This is a genomic window from Desulfomarina sp., from assembly GCF_054039375.1.
Window position 1 is genome coordinate 1 of the sequence record NZ_JBPLBA010000022.1, and the last position, 15,287, is coordinate 15,287.

15 protein-coding genes and 1 pseudogene are annotated in these 15,287 nt (G+C 45.3%); 5 read left to right on the forward strand and 11 right to left on the reverse strand.

Annotation, left to right across the window (positions count from 1 at the left end; translation table 11 throughout):
• Nucleotides 1-410: 410 nt before the first annotated feature.
• Nucleotides 411-1,238 carry a glycerophosphodiester phosphodiesterase gene (locus tag ACXLDX_RS01435; protein ID WP_457575407.1) on the reverse strand — a complete coding sequence of 276 codons (828 nt, stop codon included), beginning with the start codon at nucleotides 1,236-1,238 and terminating at the stop codon, nucleotides 411-413.
• A 790-nt stretch (nucleotides 1,239-2,028) separates the two neighbouring features.
• Here ACXLDX_RS01435 and ACXLDX_RS01440 point away from each other — a divergent pair.
• Nucleotides 2,029-3,606 (forward strand): serine hydrolase, encoded by a 1,578-nt coding sequence (locus tag ACXLDX_RS01440; RefSeq protein WP_457575408.1) that lies wholly within the window; start codon nucleotides 2,029-2,031, stop codon nucleotides 3,604-3,606.
• 83 nt (nucleotides 3,607-3,689) lie between these two features.
• On the opposite strand, the gene ACXLDX_RS01445 is transcribed toward ACXLDX_RS01440, so the two are convergent.
• From ACXLDX_RS01445 to ACXLDX_RS01460, 4 genes are all read right to left on the reverse strand, one after another.
• On the reverse strand, nucleotides 3,690-4,541 hold the full coding sequence (locus tag ACXLDX_RS01445) for a YitT family protein (RefSeq protein ID WP_457575409.1): 852 nt from the start codon (nucleotides 4,539-4,541) through the stop codon (nucleotides 3,690-3,692).
• Between the two features lie 470 nt (nucleotides 4,542-5,011).
• Complete coding sequence (locus tag ACXLDX_RS01450; protein WP_457575410.1) at nucleotides 5,012-6,082, reverse strand: oxidoreductase; 1,071 nt, start codon at nucleotides 6,080-6,082, stop codon at nucleotides 5,012-5,014.
• A 96-nt stretch (nucleotides 6,083-6,178) separates the two neighbouring features.
• Nucleotides 6,179-6,568, reverse strand: a complete 390-nt coding sequence (locus ACXLDX_RS01455) for a redoxin domain-containing protein (protein ID WP_457575421.1) — start codon at nucleotides 6,566-6,568, stop codon at nucleotides 6,179-6,181.
• Nucleotides 6,569-6,580: 12 nt separating this feature from the next.
• Nucleotides 6,581-6,832, reverse strand: coding sequence for a thioredoxin domain-containing protein (locus tag ACXLDX_RS01460; protein ID WP_457575411.1), 252 nt, complete (start codon nucleotides 6,830-6,832; stop codon nucleotides 6,581-6,583).
• A 112-nt stretch (nucleotides 6,833-6,944) separates the two neighbouring features.
• On the opposite strand from ACXLDX_RS01460, the gene ACXLDX_RS01465 reads away from it, so the two are divergent.
• The 3 genes from ACXLDX_RS01465 to ACXLDX_RS01475 are packed head-to-tail and all read left to right on the forward strand — an operon-like array spanning nucleotide 6,945 to nucleotide 8,692.
• Nucleotides 6,945-7,535 carry a TetR/AcrR family transcriptional regulator gene (locus ACXLDX_RS01465; protein ID WP_457575412.1) on the forward strand — a complete coding sequence of 197 codons (591 nt, stop codon included), beginning with the start codon at nucleotides 6,945-6,947 and terminating at the stop codon, nucleotides 7,533-7,535.
• Nucleotides 7,535-8,110: a DNA-3-methyladenine glycosylase I gene (locus ACXLDX_RS01470; RefSeq protein ID WP_457575413.1), complete on the forward strand. Its 576-nt coding sequence runs from the start codon at nucleotides 7,535-7,537 to the stop codon at nucleotides 8,108-8,110. The genes ACXLDX_RS01465 and ACXLDX_RS01470 overlap by 1 nt, the downstream gene beginning before the upstream one ends.
• 24 nt (nucleotides 8,111-8,134) lie before the next feature.
• A complete protein-coding gene (locus ACXLDX_RS01475; protein ID WP_457575414.1) occupies nucleotides 8,135-8,692 on the forward strand; it encodes a manganese efflux pump MntP in 558 nt (185 codons plus the stop codon).
• 75 nt (nucleotides 8,693-8,767) lie between these two features.
• Here the strand turns inward: ACXLDX_RS01475 and ACXLDX_RS01480 are convergent, their stop codons facing one another.
• The 6 genes and pseudogenes from ACXLDX_RS01480 to ACXLDX_RS01505 form a co-directional block, all read right to left on the reverse strand.
• Nucleotides 8,768-9,010 (reverse strand): DF family (seleno)protein, encoded by a 243-nt coding sequence (locus ACXLDX_RS01480; protein ID WP_457575415.1) that lies wholly within the window; start codon nucleotides 9,008-9,010, stop codon nucleotides 8,768-8,770.
• 166 nt (nucleotides 9,011-9,176) lie between these two features.
• A complete protein-coding gene (locus ACXLDX_RS01485) occupies nucleotides 9,177-9,443 on the reverse strand; it encodes a thioredoxin family protein (RefSeq protein WP_457575416.1) in 267 nt (88 codons plus the stop codon).
• 26 nt (nucleotides 9,444-9,469) lie between these two features.
• Nucleotides 9,470-9,754: pseudogene (locus ACXLDX_RS01490) on the reverse strand (MerC family mercury resistance protein); the annotation flags it as partial.
• An 89-nt stretch (nucleotides 9,755-9,843) separates the two neighbouring features.
• Nucleotides 9,844-10,257, reverse strand: a complete 414-nt coding sequence (locus tag ACXLDX_RS01495) for a MerR family transcriptional regulator (protein ID WP_457575417.1) — start codon at nucleotides 10,255-10,257, stop codon at nucleotides 9,844-9,846.
• A gap of 299 nt (nucleotides 10,258-10,556) precedes the next feature.
• Entirely contained in the window at nucleotides 10,557-13,244 is a 2,688-nt protein-coding gene (locus ACXLDX_RS01500; protein WP_457575418.1) for an MlaD family protein, read from the reverse strand.
• A gap of 49 nt (nucleotides 13,245-13,293) precedes the next feature.
• Complete coding sequence (locus tag ACXLDX_RS01505) at nucleotides 13,294-14,592, reverse strand: paraquat-inducible protein A (RefSeq protein ID WP_457575419.1); 1,299 nt, start codon at nucleotides 14,590-14,592, stop codon at nucleotides 13,294-13,296.
• Between the two features lie 133 nt (nucleotides 14,593-14,725).
• Here ACXLDX_RS01505 and ACXLDX_RS01510 point away from each other — a divergent pair.
• Nucleotides 14,726-15,287 (forward strand): 50S ribosomal protein L11 methyltransferase (locus ACXLDX_RS01510; protein WP_457575420.1); only part of this gene is annotated, 562 nt, incomplete at its 3' end.

Below are 15,287 nucleotides of genomic sequence, written 5' to 3' on the forward strand. Positions count from 1 at the left end.
TCGGTCTGGCGCCGCTCTTCCTGCTTGATGAGTGAATATATTTCGGGATCAAAATCCTTTACATTTTCCATTGGTTCTCCTTCAGGGACCGTTCTTCTAAATATCTGTTGATCGTGTCTTTTTACGGTGACGGGACAGGGAGAAAAATTCCGTTACCCAGATTGTCTTTTCAGGAACGACACGCAATAAATGTGAAACCTAAATCCTGCAATTGGCAAGTTCAGAGGCTGTTAAATCATAGAGTTGTTGCCCTCTCAGTAGTTGTTGAAGTTGAATAATGTTATGAAATAACACCAGATATGTTTTTTAATTCCTGAGGTGCAGGATGCAGGTGGAATTAAAAAAGTTAGAAGTCTACCAGTTCCGTTTTATAATTGTCAAGGTTCTCAAAAAAACAGGGAAGGTTCCTGTTACGGATTCTGAAGTTCGGGGAAGTCAGTAATAATAGCAGTTGCGCCGGCATCAAAGAGAAATTCCCATCGTTTTTTTTCGTTTACCGTATAGACATTTACACCAAAACCAGAGGATCGTAACGTTCTGATAAGCGTCCTGTCGGTGATACTGTCCGATGGATGGTAAGCTGCGGCGCCTATTGTCTTAAGATATTCCACTAGATCCGGAGGATGGCTTCCATTCTGCAGTACGCCCAGGGAGACTTCGGGAAAGATGATATGGCACATGAGGAGATAATCGTGGTTAAATGAGGAGATCAGGACTCTGTTTTCCGACTGTGTCATCTTGATAACTTCAAGAACTCTGGCTGTGACCAGCTTGTCCTGAGGGGTTCCTGAATGATCTTTTATTTCCACGTTGACAGGAAATTTTTTCAACCTGGGGTGGTGGAGGACTTCTTCAAGAGTCATGATTCGCTGAGGCAGAAGAGAGGAAATATGTTCAACAGAAGCAGTTTTTTCTGCCAGGGTGTTGAATGGATCGCTTTTCAGAAACCAGGATCCCATGTCAAGTGTTTTCAGCTGAGGAACTGTCCAGTCACTGACCCGTGTGGAATCAAGATCAAGTTTATTTTTTTTCTGTTGGCAGTCACTCGTGCGGTTCAGGGTGGCATCATGAATAACTACGGGGACATTATCCTTGCTGAGCTGTATGTCAAGTTCAATGAAATGGCATCTGCTGAGGGAGCCGAGAAAGGCTGATAGAGTGTTTTCTGGAAAACAGGCACGGAATCCCCGGTGCGCTGCAATGAGCTGGTGTGAAGAAAAATTGTCGAAAAATGTCATGAAGAAGTTCCTTCAGCGTGTTTATCAATCAACATACTGGAAATCATCGTCGCTTGAAAGAGCAGATGTTTCTGCTTGTGTTCAGGAATTACATCAGGGATTCAAGCTCTTAGGTTACTATAGAACGCATGCTTTATTGATGCAACCGTATTTCTTCATTTCTCCTCTTTCCGGAATATACCTGGCGTAATGCCGTCTAATGCCTGTCCGTAGTTGGTCTTTTTGCCTGATATCTGCGTTGCTCGGAAATTTTATCCTCGGAGGTAAGCGTAGACTCCGATATTAATTAGATGCCTGCGCTTATTTTTTTGCAGCCCTTGGTTTTGAACGAAATTGCTTATTTGTGGATAGACATGAGTTAAGGTTTTTATTTTAACCCGGGCGAATATGCGGTAATTTGTCGGAGTATATTTATCTGGTACAGAATTCCGGCTGCAAGGACTGGTGAAAGTCGAACCTGAACCCTGTGCCCCGGAAAATGAAAAAAAATTATGGTTATATTTCAAATTATTACGGTATAATAAGTGAAGTCAGACATTTACTTTTTGAGTGACTGTACGACGTTCCATTTTCTTTGCTCTGCAGGGTTGACAATCGCAGGATTCAGGCCAAAACATTTTTCAGGATTCAGGAATAAATTGTTTCTATGGTTGCAGATAATTAGCATATAGATATACTGATAAGGTAAATATACGGTAATTACTCAAAGACAATCTGTTTTTACGGTTTTTCGGCCCGCCATGCAGACGTCATCGAACAAAAGGGTCTGTAATGTCTGTGAGCAAAGCTTATGCATTTAAATACGATGAAGTTGTACGAAAAAGTTCTTTTATTCTGTGTGCTGCAGTTCTTTTTTTCCTCTTTTTTTGTGCCGGCAGAACTTGAGGCCGGCAAAAGGGAGAGGTTCGACATTATTTATATCCTGTCAAAAGATCTTGACAGGGTTCTTGACTATAAAGAAGAGCTGGAAACAATTTTCGGTCCCAAGGTAAGAAAAAAACTGAAAATTGTTGGTAAGGGTGACAAATATGCCATTATTTACGATGCCAATGACAGCGCAAGATCAGTCACAAAAACGCTGGTTGAACATGGGGAGCTTCTTAGAAAGGCCGGTTTTGATGAGGCATGGGCAACGAAAGACCAGGGTTTTCACAGCCTTTATAATGTCAGTTACGGACTTGGGCCCAATTTGAATATCCTTATTAAAAAGTATAAGAAACTGTATTCCTGCCTGGGCAAAGAAGTTCGAAAAGATCTGTTTATCGAAAGAACGGACTACGGAAATTATACCCTGATATACAGAAGGAGGGGAGATAAGTATTCGACCACCAGAATAGCTAAACATCATGGAAAACTTCTTAGAAAAAAACGGATCAGGGTCTCCGTTACTGTGGAAAACAATAACACGGTTGTTTACGGTGAATCCAGTCTGATAAATGATAAGGGGGATCCAAGCGTTATTGTTGGAAAAAAAAAGGTTGATCCCGGGACAGGAATTACCGCGCCAGGCAAAAAGAGGATTAAAACCGCTTCCAGGAAAAAAGCACCTTCGGTGAAAGCCGGAAAATCCCCGGTTGTTCTTGCTTCAAGCAATGCGTTTGAAAAAACCATTGAGTCCTATATTAGCAGTCTGCGGAAGAAGGGGAAAATAGCCGGCGATGAGGCTACAGGCTGGATGGTGTACGATCTTGCCAGTGACAAGCCCATTGTTGATATCAATGCGGATCATGCCTTTCAGGCCGCAAGCATGATTAAGCCTTTTGTGGCCCTGGCTTTTTTTCATCAGGCCAGGAATGGAAAGTTTATTTATGGTCCCAGGAGCAGAAGGAAAATGGAGGCGATGATCCAGAGGAGCAATAATGCCGCAACGAACTGGATTATTCGTCAGGTTGGTGGTCCGGCGGCATGTGAACGGATTTTGAAAAAATACTATGGGCATATTTTCAAAAGGACCGAGATCACCGAATATATTCCGACAAACGGGAGAACCTATAAAAATAAAGCCCTCCCATCCGATTATGTCAGGTTTTTGCGGGCACTCTGGAATAAGGAACTTCCCTATGGAAAAGAAATAAGACGGTTAATGGCTTTGCCGGGACGTGATCGATTGTATCATGGAACACCCATTCCTCAGGGAACTCTCGTCTATAATAAAACCGGATCCACAGCTCATCTTTGTGGTGATATGGGTATTCTTGTACCAAAAACCAAAAATGGCGGCCGGTATCCTTATGCAATAGTCGGCATTATTGAAAGACGTTCAAGACCTGCCAACTATGGTCGCTGGATGGATTCAAGGGGCAAGGTGATCCGCCAGATATCCACTCTTGTTTACAAAGAGATGAAAAAAGAGCATATGTTGCTCTGAACAATTATATTGTCAGAGGAAAATGTCGTTAATTTAAACGATGAGTCCCATTTCAACCTCGGCTAAGGTCAGAATGGGACTTGTCAGTATATTTTTCTTTTGCCGAAACTTGAGCCAATAACATTGAAACTGTTTTCCACAATAAAAAGAGCATTGGGGTCAATATTGAAGACTTTTTCCTCAAGTCTCTTTAACTGCAGGTTATTGGTGATAGTCATCACCAGTTGCTTGTCATTTCCGGAAAAAGCACCTTTGGCATTGATGAGAGTCGCCCCCTGATGAAGTTCTTCTGTTATCATTTTGGCTACAGGATTTTGTGATTCACTGATAATATAGACAATTTTACGCTGATTAAAGAGGGCCAGAACCTGTTCCAGAGCGATTGAGAGAATAAAGGTGACAATCATGGAGGCAATGACCAGATCCGGTTCGTACTGGGTAAGTACGAAGGAAAAAAGCAGCGTATTGTAGATCATATAAAATTTGCCTACTCCGAAATTGTATTTCTGATTGAGGATAATTGCTACAATGTCAAGCCCTCCACCTGATCCGCGTGATCGGAGGATGATGCCCGTTCCTGCACCACAGATCACTCCACCTGCGACAGCCGCATAGAGCTGATTGTGTATTGAAAAATCCAGGACGAGAAACTGAGAGAAAAGAGTAAGGCAGACGATACCGAAGAGACTGTAAAAAAAGAAACGCCTGCTCATGAAAATCCAGCCGATAACAAGAAGGGGGATGTTCAACAGGAAAAACCAGATACCGGGCGAGAGCAGAGCTGTTTTATAAAATATCAGCAGTGATGTGCCATAAAGACCACCTATGATGAATTTATGATGCACAAGAATGGCATTGGCACCAGTTGCAAAAAGCAGGGAGCCCGTTGCCAGCAGCAGGAGATTCCAGAGAATTGATTTGAGTGAATTTTCCATATTCCCATCCTTGAAGAAGAAATTCGTTTTACGTTATTTTCTATGATTACCCTTGAAACTCAGTCGGATTGGGGATATGCCTGTTATTTGTGAGTCTGGGGATTGGGCCTGTTTTATCAGGCGTATTTCAAAAATCACATTAGACTGATTATAAAATGATCTGGACTGACACTTTTTCATTTGAATTCCTTATCAATTGAGATTTCCAGTGATTTTTGACTGTAGGCTAGCCTGATAAAACAGGCACATCCACAATTTGGCTGAGTTTCATGGGTAATCAAGAATATCTTTATCCGTAATTACTCACAGGTACCCCAGCTTTTCACGGTCTCTTCTGTCCGCATAGTAGGCTATAGCGAACAAAAGAGCCTGCAAAAATCTGCTGCACCTGTGAGCAATTACAGTTCAGAGGTAATAAAATCACATATTTGCTACCCCTGTGAGTAGTTACCTTTATCCTTTAGACAAGACTATGGCAGGGGGTCGGGAGTATAGGCAACAGCTGCCTCTTCCGAGTTGTATCTCTTCAAATCTTTTCCTGCACGCACATCGTCAATCCAGTCGGGGTTTAAAAGAAGTGATTTTCCCACGAGAATTATATCAGCATCGCCGAGACTATTTTCGGCACTTGCCCTGTCATGGATACCGCCACAGATCAGCAAGGGCAGATCGGTTATTTCCCTTGTCAGCTGAGCCATGTTTCTGTCAGTTTTGAAGGCCGGTTGACTATATTCATACGTGGAAACGGAGATGGCGTCAACAGGTTCCCGGGAAAGCAGGCTAATGGTTTTCTGGTAATCTTCCTTTGAGTCAAAGAGAGAAACATCCATGTCCGCAATTCCCCAGTTGGAAACTCTGGCTGTGAGCAATCGGTTGTCCGGCACAACTTTTCTGACAGCCTGAATGATTTCGTGGAAAAAACGAAAACGGTTCTCCGTTGATCCTCCATATTCATCATCTCTTCCGTTGGAATACCATGACAGGAACTGGCTGATCAGGTAGCCGTGGGCACCGTGGATTTCCACACCGTCAAATCCCGCTTCAATTGCTCCTCTGGCCGTTTCCACAAAACCTGTAATAACATGACTGATATCAAATCTGCTCATCATTTCCGGTATAGGATAGGGAGATTCGGTCAGTGGATTATCCTGAGCGGGAGCAATTGCACTTGGGGCAACAGTGCGAGCGGCCGGATTTACTTCTGGCCATGACATACGTCCGCAATGAAACATCTGCAGGATTGCGATTGATCCTTCCTGTTGAATTTTCCGGACAACTGGTTTCCAGGCATCAATCTGTTTCTGGGTCACAATCCTGGCCTGTCCGGGGTACCCCTGTGCGCTTTCGTAATCGGTGAGAATGGCTTCCGTATAGACAATGGCTGCTCCGTTTTCTGCCCTTCGTACCAGAAAATCAAAAACATCCTGCCTTGGAATACCGTCTGGAGAAGCAGACATTCTAGTCATAGGGGCAACTCCTATCCGGTTTTTCAAGGTGAAATTTTTTATTGTAAACGTGGAAAAAATTTTATCACTTTCCATATTGGTTCTCCTTTGATTTTAGCGGGTCTGTATGGCCGTAGGATCAAGCCGTACTGCCATCTTTTCACAGGGAAAATGTCTGGCAGGGTTTTGTCGTCAGCAATAAAGTTTTTTCAGTATTTCCACAATATCTGTCGGTTCCGGTCTTTGTGTATGATTAATGTCGATAAAATGGTAGATTATTTCGCCCTCGGGGCTGATGATATAGGTCGCCGGAATCGGGATCCTGAATTGATCATCACCATTGTGTTTTGGAATATTGATTCCCATTTTCATATAGATGGGGCGAAGTATTTCAGGGAGCTCCAGGACAAGGCCAAACTGTTCAGCCACCTTGTTCCCCCGGTCGGAGAGGACATCAAAAGTCAGCTCGTTTTTTTTTCTTGTGGAAAGAGAAAAATCCACCATTTCAGGAGAGATGGCCACCAGTTTTGCTCCTGTTTTATAAATTTCAGGAAGAGATTTCTGAAGAGCGTACAGCTCCAGGTTGCAGTATGGTCACCAGCCACCGCGATAAAAATTGAGCACAAGTGGGGATTTGCCCGGAGAATAGGTGAAGTTTTTTTCCATGCCATTTTGGTCTGGTAATGTAAATTCAGGTGCCCGGTCTCCTGTTTTCAGGCTCTTCCTGCCCACTCCGCTTTCCTTCAGATCCCGCAAGGCACGTGCCATTGTTTCCAGGATGTCCTGTGGTATTGCTTTGGCTTTTTCCTCATTAAATTTTGCGATTTGTGCTTTTAATCCATCCATGCTACAATCCTCCTATATTTGAATGTTTGTTCAAGTATAGTCATTCTTGAATGTTTATTCAAATTTATTTTGAATAATTATTCAATAAAGTACAATACGTAAAGGTAATGATATGGCAAGAACAGCTGAATTTGACAGGAAAGAAGTGCTGCAGAGGGCAATGGAGCTTTTCTGGCAGAAAGGCTACTGCAAATGCTCCATGAGCTGTCTTGTGGAGGCTACCAGGCTCAAACCGGGCAGTATTTATGCTGCGTTTCGCTCCAAGGAAGGTCTTTTTCTTGAAGCACTGGAATATTACGGCAGGCGGAGTATTCAACAGCTTGATGCCTGTTTGAAAAAGGCCGGTACACCGCTGGCTGGTATTCGATTGTTTATTGAAATGATAGCAAGTTCAATTGAAAAAGGTGAAAGACAGCACGGTTGTTTTCTGGTCAACACTATCCTTGAACATCCACCGGAAAATAATACAGTAACCGGGGAGGTGAACCGTTATCTCAGGGCCATTGAAACCCGCATTCATGGCGCCCTTGTTTCAGCCCTGAACAGAGGTGAACTTCCGGGAAATAAAAACCCGGATGTGCTGGTCAAATTTCTTATGGTCAATATCTGGGGGCTCCAGGTTCTGGCAAAAACAAATCCAAATAAAGAAACGGTACGGGCCGTACTCGGTCAGATTCTTGAGAATCTGCAGGGAGACATATAATGCTGAAAAACAGATGCGAATGGTGTGGAGAGGATCCGCTTTATCGTGATTACCATGACAAAGAGTGGGGAGTTCCCCTTCATGATGAAAGAAAACTGTTTGAATTCCTCTGCCTGGAAGGAGCTCAGGCGGGGCTGAGCTGGTTGACGATACTGAGAAAAAGGAGTAGCTATCAAAAGGCATTTGATTATTTTAATGCCGAAAAAATGGCCGGCTATGATGAAAATAAAATTAAGGATCTTTTGCTGGATAAAGGTATTGTAAGGAACAAGTTGAAAATTAGTGCGTTTATCAACAATGCCCGCTGCTATCTGGCCATGATTGAGAAGGGAGAAACCCTCGATGCCTTTTTCTGGAAATTTGTTGATGGTTCCCCTGTTCAGAACAGCTGGAAATCAATTCGTGAGGTCCCGGTCACAACTCCACTTGCGGAAAGTATCTGCCGCGAGTTGAAACAGCGTGGTTTTAAATTTGTCGGTGCCACTATCTGTTATGCTCATATCCAGGCAATGGGGATGGTTAATGACCATTTGGTAGATTGTTTCAGATACAGGGAAGTTGCACAACTTGCATGAACTTCACCACCAGGTGCATCTCAAATGGACATCTTAACCCTGATCTTTATTGCCGTAGGTCTCGCCATGGACGCTTTTGCGGTGGCTCTGGGTGCCGGTGTAATGCTCAATCCGATTACCCGAAGGCAGCTTTTCCGACTGGGGTTCCATTTTGGCCTTTTTCAGGGAGCGATGCCGGTTATCGGCTGGCTGGCCGGCATCAGTCTCAGGCAGTTTGTAACTGTTTTTGCCCCCTGGATCGCATTTATCCTGCTTTGTTTTACAGGGGGTAAAATGATCCATGAGGCGATAACAGTAAATGGCAGGCAGGAAAAAAGACAGGATCCAACACGGGGTATGACCATGGTCATGCTGTCAGTTGCCACCTCGATTGACGCTCTGGCTGTTGGCTTTTCCCTGTCGCTTCTGGGTGTTTCCATCTGGACCCCGGCCATTATCATAGGCTTTATTACTGCGACACTGACAGTGATCGGCATGCTTCTCGGCGGCAGAACAGGTGCCCTGTGGGGAGATCGAATTGGGATTTTCGGAGGACTTGTGCTGATAGGTATCGGGCTGAAAATATTACTCGGCAGTGTGTAGGCCGGAAAGTTCACGAACGATGTATTCTGTGGGTACAGTTTTTGTGAAGCCACCTGCTTCATTGCAGTATACCCGTCAGCCCATGCCGTAATCCCGACGGTTTCTTGCCTCTGTTTCCACATCAAGGCCATTTACCCGTACGGATGGAGAACCTAGAAATGCGGCGGTTACGGCCTGGTCTGCATTTTCAATGACTTTTGTTTCGATATCAGCGTCAATTTCTATTTCAGCCAGAAGGTCCGCAACCAGTTTTTCGGTCTGTTGCCTTGATGAGCAACCAGAAGCAACAAGGATATCGATTTTTATTCTGGGTGACATAAATGTATGTTATATCGTGTTTAACCAGCGCTTGTTCATAAATGGGACTTTCGCCAGACTGTGCGTTGTGTTCAAGAAATAATGAATGCAATATCAATTAGATATCTGCTGTTATTTTTTCGCAGTCCTTGACTTTTGAACAAAAATACCCGTTTCCTGTCAGATACTAACTAACAGGTTGTCCAATACCTGCAGCCAGCAACCCTGCCTTTTCAGGGCCATGACCGGTACAGCAGTCAGCAAGTTTTCCATCAATTGCGACAGCAGGAACAGAACAAACACCCAGTTCTTTTGCCCGATTGACTCCTGATGGATCATGCATGTCAATGACATTGACATCACAGGACGGGCAGGTAAGTGAATTGACAAGTTCTTCTGTTTCTTTGCACAGGGGGCAGCCTGCACTGAATATTTCGATTTTTCGTATTGCCATTTTTTCCACCATTTTGCATAAGGGTTTTAAACAGTTGCCGCCGGTTTTTTTCCGGGCCAGCTGTTCCATAACGAGGCCGCTATCAGCAAAGCGAGCCCGCAATAAAAAAGAATTGGTATATCAACAATAAATTTACCAGCTAAAATAAGCAGTGATCCTGTGAAGCCGGTCCAGAAGGGGTTATATCCTCTGCGCTGTTCAGCTCTGAAAGCCAGAAACCAGATTGATACAATCAAGGCGGCAATGGTTAACCACAACATGAATGTATCATTCATGAAAAATCCCAATCCGACCGAACTGGCAAGTCCCGCATACGCGGGCCAGCAGGATGGTCAGAGCAGTCTCGGTACCAATGCCATACCGATACCGGGAAGTGTTTTCGAAAACAAAATAACAGGTTTCATGGATCTTCTCCTGCTGGTTCAAGGGCTGCAAGGATGGGGCACTCGTGAACGGGACCAATACCGTTGCACTGAAGAGTCAGTTGAGTCAGGGCCTCTTTCATCCTGGTTAAATCGTATATTTTTTTTTCAATACTCCTGATTTTTTCCTCTGCTTTTGTTTTTACATCGCCGCATGTGGCATTCTGGTTTAAACGCAGGGAAAACAGCTCACCTATTTCCTGTAGAGAAAAACCCAACCGTTTGGATTTTTGAATAAACCGTAATTTATCAACTGTTTCCGGCGGGTATTGTCTGTACCCGGCTTTGGTTCTTGGCGGTTCTTCCAGCAATCCCACCCGCTCATAGAATCGGATGGTTTCCACTCCAAGACCAGCCTGTTTTGCAATTTTTCCGATGGTAAACACTTTCATTGTGGCTCCATATTGTTTCCTGATTACTCATGAAAATCAGCCAGAATTTCTTTTTATATCTACAGTATAATCCCTGTAGTATACTACGGAGTCAAGGTAAGGGGACAAATAAAATTTTGATTACCCAGGAAACTCAGCTGAATTGTGGATGTGCCAGCTTTATCAGGCTGAGTTTTATACGTAATCAGATTTCATTTTCCTATGACGTGAAGACTGGACCAAAAGGCAATTTTTTAAGGTGGTTTCTGGCTGATATTGCAGTCGCCTGGAGCATCTCCGGATGGTCTGGGTTTAAAGAGTTATTCCTTTTGTTCCGTCATCAGGACAATATCCGGGTTCCAGTCAAGCCAATCTTTTTCAACGTTATCATGCAGGATAAAACGGTCTCCGGGCTCCACAGGTCCACCGTTTTCGCCATCTTCCGGCGTTGCCAGGGCAATACCTCCCTTCAGGATTGACTGGAAAGATTCTGTGGCTACGGTAAGCCCTGAAAACAGCCCACCTTCGACTTTTATTCCGCTGACATTCCAGAATTTCGTGTTTTTCCGGACTATGGCCATATAGCGTGAGTCGATGGTTATGAATACCAGCACCTTGCGAAAGGACGGGTCCAGCTCTGCACCGGTAACATGGCCCACCTGTACCTGTCTGTAATATACAGGAGAACCTGTATCCAGTGATCCCAGGTGACGTGTCTCCAGAACAAGACCGAGACCGTTACTGTTGGCGATTTCAGTATATGGGGGGGAGTTCAGGGCCATAAAGGTTTTCTGGGGTGAACCTTTTCCCGGCAGGAATGTGAGGAAGGGACCGAAAACCAGGCTTTTAACATTGCTGACTCCGGAAAAATCAATCTTCATCTGTTCCACCCAGAACAGGGTTTCACTGCGAAACAGCGGAGAATACTTTTTTTCCACTTGGATCCGGGCGATAATTGTTTTGAGATTGGCCGCCATTGACAGTTTTGTGACCCTGCCGATTGTCATATTTTTATATTTAACCGGGGATCCTTCATCCAGGTCAAGACTGTCTTCAAGGTGAACTGTTAATTCCAGATCATTACTTTTACGGGCTTCATCCAGGTTTTTATAGAGAATATAGGGGTGTCTGGGCGCACTGTTTTCAGGTTTGGAAATGCATCCCAGGCCACCGGAGAAAATCGACTGGAGTGAACCGGTCTGAACAGTTATACCTTCAAGTCCTCCGGTAACCTCGATACCGCTGAGATTATAAAAGCGGGTCGATCCATTCACCAGGTTTCTGTACTGGTCTGTGACAATGCAGTCTATCAGAACCTTTTGCCGGTCTTTTGTCAGTCTGAATTTTTCTATCTGACCGATTTTTATATTTTTATGAAGAATAGGTGCACCCACAGAAAGGGAGTGGGCATCGTCAGCCATGATCTGGAAGTGTCTGCCTGTCGACCGCAGCGCCGGCACAAGCTTCCGGGCCTCTTCCAGGCTGGAATAAAGGATAAATTTTTCGCCCTCAGCCGGAGCAAAGTTTTTTTTCTTTTTCAGCTTGTCCGGAGTGGTAAAGCTTATCCCCCCGTAGAGCAGTCGGGTAAGAGGCCCTGTTTTCAGCTTGATTCCGGAAACATCCGCCGCAAGTTCAACACCCTCCTGTTTCCAGAAGACGGACTGTTGACTGAGGAGATGGAGATAACGCTCATAAATGAAAATGGTTGTTTTCACGGTTCTGCCGGACCGGTCAAGGTCAACATCAATGATTTCACCAACCACAATGTTGCGAAAATAAACTGGAGAATTCACGGACAGGGTGACCGGGTCTTCTGAAGTGAGGAGAAAACTCTTACCCGGCCGAAGCGGTTTCTGTGGCGGTGGTTCCGGCAGGATTTCAAAATCATTTTTAAAGGCACCGTCTCCAGGCTGGAAGGTGATATGGGGGCCGGAAATAAGCAGGCGGAGATTTTCAATGCCACCGGGACTGATCTTTGGCTTCACCAGCCAGAAAACGGTATTTTCCCGCAGAATCAGTTCCGCTCTGGGGTCGAGCAGGATATGGGCGGTCACGCTTCGCTGTTCGTCATTATTGAACTGGATTTCCTTGACAAACCCGGCCTCCAGTCCGCGGTACATAACTTTTGTTGCCCCTTCAACGATGTTTTCACCGGAGGCAAGTTTCAGGGTCATGGGCAGACCATAATTAGCCGATTCATAGTCGGGATAGAGCTGGAAAATGTGGCCGTTTCCGGCGGCGGGGCTTTTTTTGAGCTGCTCCGGGGTATGGAGCAGAATGCCGCCCCGCAGGAGTGAGGCAAGGGATTCCACCTGGATTTTCAGGCTGGGAAGTTTACCGCTGATCTGGACACCGCTGACATTGCAGAATCGGCTTTTTGTCCGGACAAGATGGCTGTATTCAGGCTTGATAAAAAGATCAATGAGGATATTTTTATCACCTTCCAGTTCATATTTTTCAACATCGCCAATTTCTATGTTCCTGTAATACACTCCAGTTCCCGTCTGGATTGAACCGAGCTTTTCAGCACGGAGCCGTATATGCAGGCCTGGAGTATCGCGGGAGACGGGGGGGCTGGAAGAAAGACCTTTGAATTCACGCCTGGGATTTTTTGAGGAACCAACCTGGATTCCAATGTAACTGCCGGAAAGGATGGTATCCAGCCCCTGGATGGAGGAGGCGGACAGTTCAGGACGAACGACCCAGAAGAGGGTGTCTTCCACCAGGTAGTCGATGGCCGGTTTTTCCATTTTGACAATGGCCCTGACCTGTTGGTTCCTGAGATCCGGCACAAGTTTTTTGACCATACCAATAGGAATACCCTTTGCCATCACCCTGGTTTTTCCGGGGATGATTCCCGTGGCATCATTGAAAGAGATAACAATCTCTATACCACGGTTCTGGTAACTTGTATAAAGCAGCCATCCGCAGAGGCAGAGTGCTAGAACGGGCAGGATCCAGACGGCTGAAATACCACGTTGCTTTTGAATAACAGGTTGTTCCGACATTGATTTTCCTGGTTAACAGATTAGTGGTTTCCGGCAAGATAATGCAGGATCAGTCCTCTTTTTTCTTTGTGCATGAAAAACAGCGATCCCACATTATGCGTGGGTCAAAGGTAATTGCCGCCCCCATGGTCGCGGCGATAACAAGGCAGAAATAGGTCGCGGCCGGAGCGGCCTGAACGGAGCTGAAAAACCCGAAATCAACCAGGGCTGATAACAGGGCGATAACAAAAATATCGAGCATGGACCAGCGACCTATAAAGGCGATAAAATGGAACATTTTCGTTTTTTTTCTTAGAAATCTCCGGGAACAGGGACGTGTTGAAAGCAGGAGAATCAACAGGCCCACGATTTTAAAGACGGGTACCAGGATACTGGCGGTGAAAATAATCAGACCGATAAACCATGAACCGTCATGGAAAAAATAGATTATTCCGTCAAGGATGGTTGAGCGGTCCGGAATACCAAAAAGATCAACACGCATGATCGGCAGAAGATTGGCAGGAACAAGAAAGAGAGCTGAAGTCAGCACGAGTGCCCATGTACGTGGAATAGATTGACTTTTGCGACTGTGCAGTCTGTCTCCACAACGAGGACATGTAACCAGTTGTGAGGGCGACAGTTTATGGCAGGTATGGCAGAGTGCCAGACCGTTGCGGCTGGCGGAGACCTGGGGTTCTCTGCAGAGAGTCAGGGGGAGCTCTTCGGTTCTGGAGTAAAACTGTTTTTTTTCTCCCCGCTCGATGGTCTGCCAGAATATTTCCCTGTCGATCATGGTGGTGATTGCCATACTGACAAGGACAAGGGCTGAGAAGCAGAACAGTCCGATATGGTACTGGATGTCAGCACTGTCCTTCATTTTGATCACGGTTATCATGACACCGAGAAGATAGACTTCAACCATTGCCCATTCTTCAAGTTTAAGATAGGTTTTGAATGCCAGGGGAAGAAAAGAGGGGTATTTCCCGTGATACAGGTTAAAACTGACGGTAAAAATAAGGATGAGAAGAATGGCAGGCAGTACAAGAGCGGAAAGCAGCACCATGAACGAGACGATGAAATAGTTGTTCTGGAAAAAAATAACAATGGAGTCCACTATACTGGCACTGTCATGGAAACCGAAACTCTCAAAGGTCATGAGTGGGAGAAGAATGGATGGAAAATAGAGGAGCAGCCCGGTGATGCTGAGTGCCAGTACCTTGAGAACAGAATGGGCGGATCTTTTTTTTATGGTTGTGCCGCAGCGCGGGCAGAGGACCGTATGGCCGGGGGCCGGATCGATGGCAGGCAACAGCAGGTCACAACCACTGCAGGCTGTCATTCTGTCAAGTATGTCCGCGTCAAATTTCAAAAAATTGCTCCGTTCAAATTGTATCAGATAAATATCTGATTACCCATGAAACTCGGCCGAATTGGGGATGTGCCTGTTTTATCAGGCTGAGTTTTGTGGGTGATCAAAAATAAATAATACCATTGGAAAAACAATGATAAAAGCAAAAAAGAGATGGCTGAAGCTTACCATTAAAACAGACCCGGTGCTTGTGGAATCTATAGAGGATTTCCTTTTGGGGTTTCCAGGGATGGGTGTTGAAAGCGGGGCTGAGGGTGAAAAAGGATATGGTATAGTGGCCGGCTACCTGGAGACAGCGGACCCGGATCTGGAGGAGGTGAAGATTCTTCTGGATCGTATTTCCGGCTATCTACCCGAGCTTGCAAATGTGTTTGGTGTTTCTTCTCCCCGTATCGGCTGGACAATGATTGAGGAAGAAGACTGGGGTAGAAACTGGAAGGAACATTTCAAACCTTTTTCTATTCTTCCCGGTCTGCTAATAGCCCCGACCTGGGAAAACTACAGGCCGGCAGCCGGTGAACAGGTGATTGAAATTGATCCCGGTATGGCCTTTGGTACAGGACATCATAAGAGTACGGCCATTGCCCTGGAGTTGATGCGGGAGGGGATAGAGAAAACGCGACAGGGAACTTTTACATTGCTGGATGTGGGGACCGGCACCGGAATTCTGGGAATGGCCGCTGTTCTTTTCGGTT